Raw genomic sequence first — 12767 nt, 5'->3', positions numbered from 1 at the left:
CCTGACTCGGGTAGCGCTGCGCTACTTCGCGAAACACCACCGTGGAACCGGCCTCGCCGGGCCACCGGTGTTGCCCCCGGTCGGGGGTTGGCGAAGCGACACGCAGTGCGCGCAGCCTGGGGGCGAGCTCATTGCGGCACCAGCTTCCACTGGCCCTTTGTCATCTGCACGATGACCACGCCGCGCTGGTCGGAACCGTAGCGGTCGTCGGGCTTGAAGGTGTAGACGCCGTGCGTGCCCACCAGCTCCTTCGTGCTCACGATCGCATCGCGCAGCGCCGTGCGGTAGGCCGGCGTGCCGGGCTCGCCCTTGGTGCGCGAGGCCGCGTCGGCCAGCAGCAGGTAGGCGTCGTAGGTGTACGACGAGAAGGCATCGGTCGGCACCGCGCCGTTGAGCTTCTGGTACGCATTGCGAAAGCCCATCGACACCTTCTTAATCGGGTTGCTGTCGGGCAGCTGGTCGGCCACCAGCACCGGGCCGCTGGGCACCTGCAGGCCCTCGATGGAGGCGCCGCCCACGCGCACGAAGTCGGCGTTGATGAGGCCGTGCGTGCCGTAGATCCTGCCCTTGTAGCCGCGCTCGGCCAGCGCGATGTAGGGCAGCGCGCCGGGCGTGCCCGAGTTGCCCGCGAACACCGCGTCGGGCCGGGCCGCGACGATCTTCAGCACCTGCCCGGCCACCGACGAATCGCTGCGCGCATAGCGCTCGTTCGCCACCACCTTGATGCCGGCGGCGTCGGCGCTCTTGACCAGCGAGTCGTACGCCAGGTCGCCCAGCGCGTCGGAGAAGCCGATGAAGGCCACCGTCTTCACGCCCGACGCCTTCATGCGCTCGACCACGCCCGCCACCATGAGCTGGAAAGGCTGCGAAACCGTCACTGTCCACGCGCCCTCGGGGCCGGGAATGGTCACCGGCGTGGGCGAGATCAGCGGCGTGTTGAGCTCGCGCGCCACCGAGGCGATGGCCATCGCGCCCGGCACGCCCGAGGTGCCGATGAGCACGTCGACCTTGTCCTCGGTCACCAGCTTGCGGGCGTTGCGGCCCGCGGTGGTGGGGTCGGAGGCATCGTCGAGCACGATGAGCTGCACCTTGCGCCCGGCGATCTCGGGGCGCTCCGCGATGGCGGCGCGGATGCCCTTCTCGTAGGGCACGCCCAGCGCGGCCACCGGGCCGGAGAGCGAACTGATGAAGCCGATCTTCAGGTCGGCGGCCATGGCCTGCGCCGCTGCCAGTGCGGCTGTAGCGGCGGCCGTGGCGGCGAGGATGCGGGTGATCTTTTTCATGGGGGTCTTCAGGTCGGGCGTTTCAGGGGACGAGCTTCCATTGGCCCTTGTCGAGCCGCACCACGACGCGCGAGCGGTCGTCCGAGCCGTAGCGGTCGGTCGGCTTGAAGTTGTAGACGCTGTGCGTGCCCACCAGCTCCTTGGTGCTCACGATGGCATCGCGCAGCGCAACGCGGAACTGCGGCGTGCCGGGTTCGGCCTTGCTGGCCAGCGCGCGCTGCGCGGCGTCGAGATAGATCAGCCAAGCATCGAAGCTGTAGGCCGAGAAGGTGTCGGTGGGCGGCGCGCCGTTGGCCTTCTGGAAGGCGGAGCGGAAGTCCATCGCGATCTTCTTCATCGGGTTGGCGTCGGGCAGCTGCTCGGCCACCACCACCGGGCCCGTGGGTGCCAGCAGGCCTTCGACCGAGGGACCGCCGACGCGGATGAAGTCGGGGTTGATCAGCGAATGCATGCCGTAGATCTTTCCCTTGTAGCCGCGCTCCTGCAGCGCCAGGTAGGGCAGCGCGCCGGGCGTGCCCGATGCGCCGGTGATCACCGCGTCGGGGCGCAGCGCCACGATCTTCAGCACCTGCCCGGCCACCGACGAATCGTTGCGCGCATAGCGCTCGTTGCTCACCACCTTGATGCCCGCAGCCGGCGCCGACTTCATCAGTGCGTCGTACACCAGGTCGCCCCAGGCGTCGGAATAGCCGATGTAGGCCACCGTCTTCACGCCCGACTGCTTCATCTTCTCGACCATCGCGCCCATCATCAGCGGCGCGGGCTGGGGCAGCGTCACCATCCATGCGCCGTCGTCGCCGGGCAGGTCGGCGTTGGCGATGGAGATCAGCGGCGTCTTCGTCTCGCGCGCCACGCCGGCGATCGCCAGCGAACCCGGTGCGCCGGCCGTGCCGATGATGACGTCGACCTTGTCCTCCTCGATCAGCTTGCGCGCGTTGCGCGCCGCGGTGGACGGGTCGGACGCGTCGTCGAGCTGGATCACCTGGACCTTGCGGCCGCCGACTTCCGACTTGTAGGCCACGGCCGCCTTCATGCCCTTGTCGTATGGAATGCCCAGCGACGACACCGGCCCCGACATCGAAGTGATGAAGCCGACCTTGAGATCGGCGGCCCACGCGCCCGCGGCACTCAGCGCGCCGAGGCCCGCGGCGATGGCCGCGAATGTGCGAATTCGATTCAGTACTTTCATGGCGGAGCTCCAGAGGTGGTTTTTTTGAGGGACGAGAGAAAGCAGGAAAGGAAGAACAGGTTCAGAGGGCCAGGCTGCCGACGCTGGTGCCGCCGCACACGTACAGCACCTGGCCAGTGACGAAGCTGTTGTCGGCATCGGCGAAGAAACGCACGGCGCGTGCCACGTCGGCCGATTCGCCTAGCCGCCTGACGGGCACCGATGCGGCGAGCGCGCGTTCCTTCTCGCTGCCGGCCTCGACCACGTCGTAGAACATGTCGGTGCGAATGGGGCCCGGTGCCACCACGTTCACCGTGATGCCGTCGGCCGCAAGCTCCAGCGCCCAGGTGCGCGCCATGCCCAGCATGCCGGCCTTGGTGGCCGAATAGCTGGTGCGCGTGGTCAGCCCCAGCGCAGCGCGCGACGACAGCAGCACCACGCGGCCGAAGCGCTGCGCACGCATCGCGGGCAATGCACCTTGCACGAGCTGGATCGCACAGCCCAGGTGCAGGTCGACCAGCGCGTCGAGGTCGTCGAGCTTCACGTCGGGCAGCAGCGCGGCTCGGATCACGCCGGCGTTGTGCACGACGGTGGTGGGCGAGAAGCGCCCGACCAGTTCGCGTACCGCCTCGCCGGTGGCGGCGCGGTCGCTCAGGTCGACCTCGATGCTGTGCAGCTTCGGATGGTCGATCTCGGCCTTGCGGCGCGCGAGCGACACCACCTCGTAGCCCTGTGCAAGCAGGTCTTCGCAGATGGCCTTGCCGATGCCGGCGCTGCCGCCGGTGACGGCTGCGACCCTGGGGGCAGCCGCGCTCATGCCTGCGCTCCCACCAGCGCCAGCACGCGCAGCGGACTGCCACTGCCCTTCTCGATCTTCAGCGGCGGGCAGATCAGCACCGCACCCGAAGGCGGCAGCAGGTCGAGGTTGCTCAGGCACTGCAGCCCGTAGCGGCCCGCACCGTGCATGTAGTAATGGCACGGGTACGGAGGGCGCAGGTGGTAGCCCTGCCCTGCATCGGTGCCGATGGCCTCCGAGCCGAAGCCCAGTACGTCGCGCTGCTCGACCAGGAAGCGCACGGCCGCGGTGCTCGGGCCCGGCGTGTGCTGGCCCGTCGCGTCGAAGTTCTGGTAGGCCTCGGGGTCGGTGCGCTTCGACCAGTCGGTGCGCATCAGCACCCATGCGCCCTTCGGGATGCGGCCATGGGCAGCCTCGTAGGCCTCGATGTCTTCCAGGGTCAGCAAGTAGTCGGGGTCGTCCTTCACCTGCGGCGAGCAGTCGATCACGCAGGCCGGCGCCACGAAGTGCTGCACGGGGATGGTGTCGACCGAGTTGTTCGGCAGGTCGCGGCCCGAGATCCAGTGGATCGGCGCATCGAAGTGCGTGCCGGTGTGTTCGCCGCAGGAGAAGTTGTTCCAGTACCAGCCGGGACCGCGCTCGTCGTACTTCGACACCTCCTCGATGCGGAAGGGCCAGCACTGGCCCATCTCGGGCGGCAGCGCGATCTGCGGGAACTCGGGCGTCAGCGTCTGCGTGAGGTCGATCACGCGGATGCGGCCGCTGGCCATGGCGGTCACCAGACCGCCGAGGATCTCGGCGGTGGACATCGGTTCTGTGGCTCTCGTCATTTCATTCTCCGATCTCTATTCCAGGAACACCGCGCAACCGGCTTTGCCAGGCCGCAGGTGTTGCCCCCTGCAAGGGGGTTTGCGAAGCGACACGAAGTGCGCGAAGCCTGGGGGTGTGCCTCATGCTCCTGCGGCCAGCTCGCGCTCGAGCACCTTGGGGTTGTCGCGCCAGCGCTCCAGCCACTCCTGTGCCACGTCGCCGGGGTACACGTCTTCCACGCCGTCGCGCAGCGCCTTCACGATGGCGTTGGCCAGCGCGGCGGGCGCGAGCTTGGGCGGCGGCGTGTGCTGGTTCCATTCGTCGTCGATGGGACCGGGGAACACGTTGATTACGCGGATGCCCGCAGGCCGCATCTCCGCGCGCAGGCATTGCGCGAGCGAATGCGCCGCCGCCTTCGAGGCGCTGAAGGTGCCGTGCGGCGGGAAGTTGCTCAGCGCGTAGATCGACAGCAGATTGACCCACGCCGTCGCGCCCGTCACGCCGTCCGCAGAACGGCCCTTGAGCGCGGGGCCGAACTCCTGCGCCAGGCGCAGCAGTCCGAAGTAGTTGATGTCCATCTCGGCCTTGGCAACGTCGGTGCCGCGCCGTGCGCCGATGCCGAAGGTGCGGTGCACCTCCGCGTTGTTGATGACGATGTCGACCTTGCCGCCGATGGAGCCCGCAAGCTCCGTCACCTGCCGGCCGTTGGTCAGGTCCAGCGGCACCAGCGTGACCTGCGGCAGCGCCGAGATGTCGTCGAGGCCGTCACCCATCTTCTTCCAGGGCTCGGCGTGTCCGACCCAGACGATGTCGGCGCCGGCCTTGACCAGCGCGCGCACGATGGCCTGGCCGGTCTCGGTCTTGCCGTCTGTCACCAGCACCTTGCGGAACTTGGGGTCGCTGGTCATCTCGCGCAGCATCTTGTCGTCGGCCATGTGGGGACTCCCTTCGTTCGGAAAAGCAATGAGAACGGCCTGGCCCGCGCGGTCGAGCCGGGCGCCTACGCGCACGCGCTGCGGCGCGTCACCGACCTCGCCGTGCAGGTGGACCATGAGCGTGGGGCCGGCATCCAGGTGCACCAGGCCCAGCCGCCAGGGCAGCCGCTCGCGGAAGAACAGATCGTTGCTGTGATGCAGCGTGGTGCTGCCGAGCAGTTCGCCCTCGCCGCTCTGCTGCCGCCAGCGCAGCGCGGCGGAAAGACACTTGTGGCAGACCTCGCGCGGCGGGTACTGCACCGTGCCGCAGTCGTCGCAGGTCTGGAGCTCGAAGCGGCCTTCGGCCGCGGCAGCGGTCAGGCCCAGCGCCACGCGGCCGCGAGCGCCTGGCGGCAGGTTCATCTGCCGGGTGCGCAGCACCGGGTTCTTGCGCGGGGGGCGCATCAGGGGCATCGTCATGCCGGTCTCCCGAGGATCACCGCGCCTGTGCACAGGCAGCGGTCGTAGGTCACCATGCCGAAGCCGGCGACGAGGCCCAGTTGTGCGTCGGGCACGGTGCGCGCGCCGGCTTCGCCGATCAACTGGCGGATCGCCTCGACCATGCCGAGGAAGCCGCCCGCCGCACCGGCCTGCCCGGCAGACAGTTGCCCGCCGCTCGTGTTGTTCGGAAAGCTGCCGTCGAAGGTCATGGTGTTGGCCTGCACGAAGGCCGGCCCTTCGCCCTTCTCGCAGAAGCCCAGGTCCTCGAACTGCATCATCACGATGACGGGGTAGTCGTCATAGGTCTGCACGAAGTCGAGTTCCGCGGGCCGGATGCCGGCTTGCGCGTAGAGGTCGTCGCGGTCCTTGCGCCAGCCGCCCTGCACCATCACCGGGTCTTCTGCGTAGGCGTTGTGGCGCTCGATGGCGCCGCGGACCACCACGTGCGCCAGTCCGAGGTCGCGGGCGCGCTCCTCGCTCATCACGAGGAAGGCGTCGGCACCGGCACAGGGCATCACGCAATCGAAGAGATGGATCGGGTCGGAGATGGGCCGCGCGGCCATGTACTCGTCGAGCGTCAGCCCCTTCTTGAACATCGCGTTCGGGTTGCCCAGCGCGTTGGTGCGCTGGTCCACGCAGATGCGGCCGAAGTCTTCGCGCCGGGCGCCATAGGTGCGCATGTAGTTGGCGGTGATGAACGCGAAGATCGAGTTCGGGCCGCCAGAGCCGTAGGGATAGCTCGCGTCGCGTGCGAAGTTGCTGAAGCTGCCCAGGGTCTGGCGGAAGGAATCGACGTGGTTGGTGTCGGCCCCCACGCAGGCCACGATGTCGGCATCGCCCGCCTGCACCGCGCGCGCCGCACGGCGCAGGCACATCACGCCCGAGGCACCGCCGGTGGGCACGTGGTCGAGCCAGCGCGGCGACAGGCCCAGGTGCTGCGTCACGCCCACGGCCGTGTCGGGCGCGAGCGAGAAGCTGCTGAGGCACAGGCCGTCGATCTGTTCCTTGGGCACGCCGCTGGCCTTCACCAGCGCCTCGATGGCCTGCCCGACGAACCAGTGCGCGGTGCGCGTGGAGTAGCGCACGTAGGGCACGGTCACGGGCACCGCGACCGCCACGCCCTCATAGGAAAGCCGCCGCTTCGCCGTCATGCCTGCCTCTTCTTCATCGAGCGGGTGTCGATGCAATGGGCCTGGCCGGGGAGCGACTGCGCCATCTCGCGCAGCTGTCCGCGCTGGATCTTCTGCGAGGGCGTGAGCGGCAGCGCATCGACGAAGGCCACGTAGCCGGGCGCCTTGTAGTAGGCGAGCTGCGCGAGCGCGTGCTCCACGATGCTGGCCGCCGTCTGCTGCGGCTTCGAGCCATCGACGCCTTCGCGCATCACGATGCAGGCAAGCACCTCGTCGCCGCGCACCTCGTCGGGCGTGGCGGCCACGGCCGATGCCTTCACGGCCGGATGCTGGTTGAGCACGCTCTCGACTTCGACGGCCGAGATGTTCTCGCCGCTGCGGCGGATCACGTTCTTCTTGCGGTCGACGAAGAAGAAGTTGCCCTCGGCATCGCGGCGCACCAGGTCGCCGGTGTGGAACCAGCCGTCGGCCCAGGCTTCACGCGTGGCTTCGTCGTCCTTCAGGTAGCCGGAGAAGAAGTGGCGCCGCGGATCGGGGCCGGCCGAGCGCACCAGAAGTTCGCCCGGTGCATCGACGCCGACATCGCTGCCGTCGTCGCCCACGAGGCGGATCTCGACGAAGTCCTCCTGCCGCCCGAAGCAGCTGGTACCCACCAGGCGCGGCTCCCGGTTGGCCATGATGCAGGCGGCCGCGCCGGTCTCGGTCATGGCCCAGGCCTCGACCAGCGGGAAGCCGAAGCGCTCCTCGAAGGGCGCGTGGTTCTTGCGGTCCACACCCGCGCCGAAGCCCCAGCGGATGGCATGGTCGCGGTCGGCTGCCGATGCAGGCGCGGACAGCAGCATGGCGGGCATCACGCCCAGGTAGTGGACGATGGTCGCGCCGCTCTCCTTCGCGCTCGCCAGCCAGGTCTTCGGATGGAAGCGGTCGAGCTGCACCAGGCAGCCGCCAGCGACCAGCACCACCATGGTGGAGAAGGCCATCGCGTTCATGTGGTTGAGCGGCAGCGGCGTGATCACGCGCTCGCTGTCGGGCCGGATGCTGCACACGCCGTCGAGCGCCGCATACCACTCGCCTGCGCGCAGGAAGTAGGCATTGCTCAGGATGCAGCCCTTGGGACGGCCCGTGGTGCCGGAGGTGTAGAGCAGGCCGCATTCGGTGTCGACACCCACGGGCTCGTGGGCGCGCGGCGCGGCTGTCTTCGCGGGAGGCACATCATCGTCTGGGCCCATGGTCTCGAAGGCGATGCCCGCCTTCGCAGCCGCGGCACGCAGGTCGCCCGCGCGCTCCGGCAGCGTGACGGCCAGGCCGATCTCGCTGTGGCCGATCAGGTAGACCAGTTCGGCCGAGCGCATCTCTGCGTTGATCGGCACCACGCTCACGCCCAGCGCGTTCAGCGCGAGCCAGTGGAAGATGAAGGCCGGCCGGTTCTCCAGCAGCAGGCCGACGCGATGGCCGTGGCCGTAGCCGGCCCGTGCATAGGCTGTGCGCAGGCGCTCGATGCGCTCCGCCGCATCGCCCCAGTGGATGGCGCCCGCTTCGATGCCGTAGGCGGCGGCGGTCACCGATTCGGTGAAGAGGAATTCGGCCTGCGGCGTACGCGCGGCCGTGGCCGCGAAGACTTGATGGACGGTGGCGTGTGGCATCGCGTCCCTGTCAGATGAAGAGCTGCACGGCCGGCAGGGCCGCGTCGCAGTTGAGCAGGTTGACGCGCTTGAGCGTCATGCGCAGCGCGCCGTCCTGCACCGTGAGGTGGTGGAAGAAAGTGCCCACGTAGAACTGGATCTCGTCGCCCTGCGACTCGGTGTAGTGGAACGAGGTGCGCACCACGTAGCAGTTGGCATCCGCGTCGAACTGCTCGACCACCGGCACCTGCAGCAGGTGGTGGCAGCGGCTCGGCGGCTGCTGCGAGAAGGCGCGCGGGCTCTTCAGGCGCTCGATGCGAAGGTCGCGCAGCAGCTTGTCCTCGTAGAGGTGCGAGGTGTGGTTGAGGCCGTCTTCCTGGTCGGGAATCAACGGTATCCAGTAGAAGGCGTCGTCGGTGAAGAGCGCGTTCCACTCCTCGTAGCGGCGGGTGTCGAGCAGGTACGCCTCGTTCACGACGAAGTCGATCAGGTCCTGATGCGTCACCGATGTCATTCGAGCACCCCCTCATTCGAGGAACACCGCGGAACCGGCTTTGCCGGGCCGCTGGTGTTGCCCCCTGCAAGGGGGTTGGAGAAGCGACACGAAGTGCGCGAAGCCTGGGGGTTGGCCATTACATTGTCTCCGTCATGCGCTGGACCCAGCTGCGGTACTGGTTGCGCATCGGCAGCTCGTTGGTGCCGCCGGTGGTGATCTCGCCGCCCTTCAGTTCGGCCGGGTCGTAGTCGCGGTGCAGGCTGACCCACTCGTTGCCGCTCGCCTGCAGGCCGGCCTGCATGCCGCGATAGGCCTGCAGGTCGTCATGGCCCACCACCGAGAAAGGCGAATTGATGAGGCGGTTGTACATGGCGGTGCGCTGCAGCAGCTCGGGCGGCGCGCCCTTGAGGCGGAAGGTCCAGCTCTCGATGAGGGTCTTGTCGGCGGAGATCGGCTTGACCACGCGGATCGCCTGGATCGCGCCCTTGATCGTGAGGTTCGGGTAGTAGACGGTGTTGTGCCGCGCCATGCCGAGGATCTGCGCAGTCTTCTCCTCGCCGTAGCGGGCCTTCATCGCGTTGTCGTACTCGGGGATCGCCTTGTACTTGCTGTGGATGCTGAAGTGCACGCCCGTGAAGCTGTGGCCGTTGTCGTAGGTGCGGATGCCCATGTCCTCGAAGAACTTGTAGTCGGACATGAAGGGCACGAACTGCTCCACCGCCATAGGCTTGGGCTCGCTCTCGGGCTTGTCGGCCCACATGCGCTTGGCGGTGCCGGCCGACGACTCGTGCGCCACCATCGGGTGCATGGTGTCGTTGAGGTTCTCCACGAACATCTTCCAGTTGCACTGGTGCATGAAGCGCAGGCAGCCGCCGGCGATCTCCAGTTCGCCTTCGGGCGAGCGGTCGGCCATGTTGTCGATGGAGCTCAACGAGTCGCCGAAGTACTCGTCGAAATCGGGGCCGGCATCGTTGATCTTCACGAAGATGAAGCCGCGGTGGCTGCGCACGTGCTTCACGGTGGTCAGGCCCTTGCCCGACTCGCACTCGTGCAGCTGGGTGTTCTCGTAGCCCGTCTTCAGCGGAATCGCCAGCGGCGCGCCGTCGGTCTTGAAGGTCCAGGCGTGATAGGGGCAGCGGAAGAACTTGCCGGTGTTGCCGCAGGGCCCGTTGACGAGGCGAGAGCCCTTGTGGGCACAGCGGTTCATCATCACGCGCACGCTGCCGTCGGAGTGGCGCACCACGATCAGCGGGCGGCCTGCGATCTCGTTGCTGATCCAGTCGCCGGGCCTGGGCAGCTGGCTCTCGTGGCCGACGTAGTTCCAGGTGTTGGCGAAGAAGTGCTCCTGCTCCAGCTCGAAGAGCTCCTGGCTGGTGTACAGGTCGCGGTGCACCCGGTCGTTCTGCACCAGCGCACGGATGGCATCGGGGTTGTCTCTGTAGGAGGTCATGGCTCTGGTGGCTCCTTGCTTCAGATGTCCAGCACGAGGCGCGCCCCCTTGGCGCGCGAGATGCAGATCTGCATGACGTTGCCTTCCGCCTTCTCCCGGGCTGTGAGCACGTAGTCGCGATGGTCGATCTCGCCTTCGAGCACGGGCACTGCGCACACGCCGCATTCGCCGCGCTTGCAGTCGAACATCGGGTCGCAGCCGTGCTCGATGAGGCAGTCGAGGATGCTCTGGTCCGCCGGCACCGTGAAGCGCTGGCCCGACTGGGCAAGCTCCACTTCGAAGGGCTGGTCGCCCTCTTCCGCGACGGGCTCGTTGAAGAGCTCGAAGTGCACGCGGTCGTGCTCCCAGCCGCGTGCCTGGGTGCGTTCGAGCACCGCGTCGAGCATGACCTTGGGGCCGCACACATACAGGCGGTCGCCTGCAGGAACGCCATCGAGCAAAGCGTCGATGGCCAGCGGCGCGCCAGCCTCTGCATCGGCGTGCACGTGCAGGTCGTCGCCCAGCAGCGCCTGCAGTTCGGGCAGGAAGGCCATCAGCTCGCGGCTGCGACCGGCGTAGTGCATGCGCACGGCAGCACCCTCGGCGCGGCGGCGCGCGGCCATGGTGGCCATGGGCGTGACGCCGATGCCGCCCGCCACGAGCACGGTGCCGCCCGGGCCGGTGTGCAGCGGAAAGTCGTTCTTCGGCGGCTCAATGGCGATGGTGTCGCCCTCCTTCAGACCGTCGTGCATGAAGCGCGAGCCGCCGCGGCCTTCGGCCTCCTTGCGCACCGCGATCACGTACTCGGTCGGTGCGTTGGTGGCGTTGCGCGCCGTGTCGAAGTTGATGAGCGAGTAGTGGCGCCAGTCGGTCTTGCCGCCGGGCAGCGACACCTGCACGCGGATATGGGCACCCGCCGCGAAGCCGGGCAGCGCGCGGCCGTCGTCGGCGCGCAGGCGCAGCATGCGGATCAGCGGGTTCAGTTCGCGCGCCTCGGCAACGCGCAGCGAGAGGGTGGCTGGATTTGTGCTCATCGTCGTTCTCTTCTCTTCAGGCCAGCGCGTGCTGCGCCAGCGCGGCCTGCAGCTTGTGGCCGTGTTCGTCGGCCAGCGCGGCGTCGCGCAGTTCGCGCAGCGTGGCCGGTGCGAGCCTGTCGCCCGCGCGCTCGAAGGCGCGCATCACGGTGTCGTAGTTGCGGATGCCGCGCTCGTGCGTGTCGCTGTAGCCCTTGACGAGGCGCTGGCACTGGGCGAGCTCGACGGCAAGGTCCGGATTGCGCTGCGCCGTGGCGGCGATGCGCTGCAGCCATTCCTCGATGCGGCGGTTCTCCTCCGCGTAGCGCATGGTCGACAGGCGCCAGCGCCTGCATGCCGCCACCATGCGCAGCATGAGGTAGCCGCGCAGCGAGCTGGTCTGGATCACGCGGCCGTGCTGTGTGAAGCGCTCGACGATCTTCTTCGGCAGCGTGGAGTTCATGAGCCAGCGGCCGATGCCGCCAGGCAGCGTCTCGCAGATCTCCTGCAGGCGCGGATGCATGTATTCGTTGATGGCGAGCACCTGGCCGGGCTGCACGCGCGCCTCGCCGCGCACGCGCTCGAAACGGGTGGCGCGGGTCTTCAGCGCCGCGACGCGCGCGGTGTCTTCGTAGGACATCCAGAGCGCGAGGTGGCGCGCGGTTTCGCGAAGCAGGCGGTGGTCGCCCGCGGGCAAGGCCGCGACGGCGGCCATGCGATCGAGATAGAGGCCGGCGTAGGCCGGGTCCTGATAGTCAATGAGCCGGCGCACGCCTTCGAGCAGCAGGTCTTGTGCTGCCGTCGGGAAGCTGTTGTGCACACGCTCGACCAGTGCGCGTACCGCAGGGTGTCGCGGCTGTGGCGCGGGGGCGGCGACCGGTGCCTCCTTCGCCGGCTCGCCATCGTCGCCGCCCTGAGCTCGTTCGAATGCCGCACCGAAGGCCTTGAGGCTGGGCTTCACGCCTACGCCGCCGCGCTCGATGGTCGCCTCGAACTGCGCGCGGCTGAACGGCAGCACGCCCGAGCCCGCCAGCGCACCGAAGAGCACCGCGCTGATCACGCTGCCCGAAGCCTCGGCGGCCTGGGCCATGTCGAAGCGGATGAAGCGCTTGGCTGCGTTCGCGGTGTGGGCCAGGAGCTGGCCGCTGTCGACGCGGCCATCGCCCATCGCGCTCTTCTCGGCGATGGAGAACACGCGGTGCGTGGAGGCGATCAGCGTGGTGCGCTCGCGCGTGACCAGGCCACGCTGCACGGCGCGGCCGGCTTCCATCAGCTCGGATGCGAGCACCACGTCGACGTCGCCCGGCAGCGGCATCAGCGCGAGCACCGGGGTGCCGCTGTCGGCCTTGGCCTGCGCCGCGGGGTAGAGCTCGACGTAGTAGATGGTCGCGCCGGTGCGCTGGGCCACGCCCGGCACGGAGGTGGTCTGGGCGACGTAGCCGTTGGCCTCGCCCATGTCGACGATCCAGTCGGCGAGCACGCCGCCGCCCTCACCGCCCATGGCGAGGATCGCGATCTTGATCGGGCTCATTGCTCCCCCCCAGGCTTGCTCACTTCGTGTAGCCGCCAACCCCCTACCGGGGGCGATACCTGCGGCCCGGCAAA

Annotated in this window: 11 protein-coding genes; all 11 read right to left on the bottom strand. The window is 68.6% G+C overall.

What is annotated here, in order from left to right:
• Positions 1-128: 128 nt before the first annotated feature.
• Positions 129-1283 carry an ABC transporter substrate-binding protein gene (locus tag ACTJLF_RS10375; RefSeq protein ID WP_354421663.1) on the bottom strand — a complete coding sequence of 385 codons (1155 nt, stop codon included), beginning with the start codon at positions 1281-1283 and terminating at the stop codon, positions 129-131.
• Between the two features lie 22 nt (positions 1284-1305).
• Positions 1306-2472: an ABC transporter substrate-binding protein gene (locus tag ACTJLF_RS10370; protein WP_440883027.1), complete on the bottom strand. Its 1167-nt coding sequence runs from the start codon at positions 2470-2472 to the stop codon at positions 1306-1308.
• Between the two features lie 61 nt (positions 2473-2533).
• Positions 2534-3268, bottom strand: coding sequence for an SDR family oxidoreductase (locus ACTJLF_RS10365; protein WP_440883026.1), 735 nt, complete (start codon positions 3266-3268; stop codon positions 2534-2536).
• Positions 3265-4077 carry a cyclase family protein gene (locus tag ACTJLF_RS10360; RefSeq protein ID WP_440883025.1) on the bottom strand — a complete coding sequence of 271 codons (813 nt, stop codon included), beginning with the start codon at positions 4075-4077 and terminating at the stop codon, positions 3265-3267. The genes ACTJLF_RS10365 and ACTJLF_RS10360 overlap by 4 nt, the downstream gene beginning before the upstream one ends.
• A 120-nt stretch (positions 4078-4197) precedes the next feature.
• The gene (locus ACTJLF_RS10355) at positions 4198-5451 is read right to left on the bottom strand and encodes an SDR family NAD(P)-dependent oxidoreductase (RefSeq protein WP_126185405.1); all 1254 of its coding nucleotides are present in this window, start codon (positions 5449-5451) and stop codon (positions 4198-4200) included.
• Complete coding sequence (locus ACTJLF_RS10350; RefSeq protein WP_126185404.1) at positions 5448-6623, bottom strand: thiolase family protein; 1176 nt, start codon at positions 6621-6623, stop codon at positions 5448-5450. Before ACTJLF_RS10350 ends, ACTJLF_RS10355 begins: the two co-directional genes overlap by 4 nt.
• A complete protein-coding gene (locus ACTJLF_RS10345) occupies positions 6620-8245 on the bottom strand; it encodes an AMP-binding protein (RefSeq protein WP_440883024.1) in 1626 nt (541 codons plus the stop codon). Before ACTJLF_RS10345 ends, ACTJLF_RS10350 begins: the two co-directional genes overlap by 4 nt.
• A gap of 10 nt (positions 8246-8255) precedes the next feature.
• Entirely contained in the window at positions 8256-8738 is a 483-nt protein-coding gene (locus ACTJLF_RS10340; RefSeq protein ID WP_184605619.1) for an aromatic-ring-hydroxylating dioxygenase subunit beta, read from the bottom strand.
• Between the two features lie 118 nt (positions 8739-8856).
• Positions 8857-10170: an aromatic ring-hydroxylating dioxygenase subunit alpha gene (locus ACTJLF_RS10335; RefSeq protein ID WP_440883023.1), complete on the bottom strand. Its 1314-nt coding sequence runs from the start codon at positions 10168-10170 to the stop codon at positions 8857-8859.
• A 20-nt stretch (positions 10171-10190) separates the two neighbouring features.
• Positions 10191-11183 carry a PDR/VanB family oxidoreductase gene (locus ACTJLF_RS10330; protein ID WP_019654662.1) on the bottom strand — a complete coding sequence of 331 codons (993 nt, stop codon included), beginning with the start codon at positions 11181-11183 and terminating at the stop codon, positions 10191-10193.
• A 16-nt stretch (positions 11184-11199) separates the two neighbouring features.
• Positions 11200-12693 carry an indolepyruvate oxidoreductase subunit beta family protein gene (locus ACTJLF_RS10325; RefSeq protein ID WP_440883022.1) on the bottom strand — a complete coding sequence of 498 codons (1494 nt, stop codon included), beginning with the start codon at positions 12691-12693 and terminating at the stop codon, positions 11200-11202.
• Between the last annotated feature and the right edge of the window lie 74 nt (positions 12694-12767).

This window comes from Variovorax sp. 22077, from assembly GCF_052044195.1.
Classification (GTDB): Bacteria; Pseudomonadota; Gammaproteobacteria; order Burkholderiales; family Burkholderiaceae_C; genus Variovorax; species Variovorax atrisoli.
The sequence above is the reverse complement of the archived record's forward strand: the minus strand, read 5'-3'. Positions and strand labels throughout refer to the sequence as shown.

Excerpts from the sequence above, each read along its gene's own strand:
- ACTJLF_RS10355 (WP_126185405.1), bottom strand. The coding sequence starts at position 5,451 with ATGACGATGCCCCTGATGCGCCCCCCGCGCAAGAACCCGGTGCTGCGC.
- ACTJLF_RS10325 (WP_440883022.1), bottom strand. The coding sequence starts at position 12,693 with ATGAGCCCGATCAAGATCGCGATCCTCGCCATGGGCGGTGAGGGCGGC.
- ACTJLF_RS10330 (WP_019654662.1), bottom strand. The coding sequence starts at position 11,183 with ATGAGCACAAATCCAGCCACCCTCTCGCTGCGCGTTGCCGAGGCGCGC.
- ACTJLF_RS10375 (WP_354421663.1), bottom strand. The coding sequence starts at position 1,283 with ATGAAAAAGATCACCCGCATCCTCGCCGCCACGGCCGCCGCTACAGCC.
- ACTJLF_RS10345 (WP_440883024.1), bottom strand. The coding sequence starts at position 8,245 with ATGCCACACGCCACCGTCCATCAAGTCTTCGCGGCCACGGCCGCGCGT.
- ACTJLF_RS10360 (WP_440883025.1), bottom strand. The coding sequence starts at position 4,077 with ATGACGAGAGCCACAGAACCGATGTCCACCGCCGAGATCCTCGGCGGT.
- ACTJLF_RS10370 (WP_440883027.1), bottom strand. The coding sequence starts at position 2,472 with ATGAAAGTACTGAATCGAATTCGCACATTCGCGGCCATCGCCGCGGGC.
- ACTJLF_RS10365 (WP_440883026.1), bottom strand. The coding sequence starts at position 3,268 with ATGAGCGCGGCTGCCCCCAGGGTCGCAGCCGTCACCGGCGGCAGCGCC.
- ACTJLF_RS10335 (WP_440883023.1), bottom strand. The coding sequence starts at position 10,170 with ATGACCTCCTACAGAGACAACCCCGATGCCATCCGTGCGCTGGTGCAG.
- ACTJLF_RS10340 (WP_184605619.1), bottom strand. The coding sequence starts at position 8,738 with ATGACATCGGTGACGCATCAGGACCTGATCGACTTCGTCGTGAACGAG.
- ACTJLF_RS10350 (WP_126185404.1), bottom strand. The coding sequence starts at position 6,623 with ATGACGGCGAAGCGGCGGCTTTCCTATGAGGGCGTGGCGGTCGCGGTG.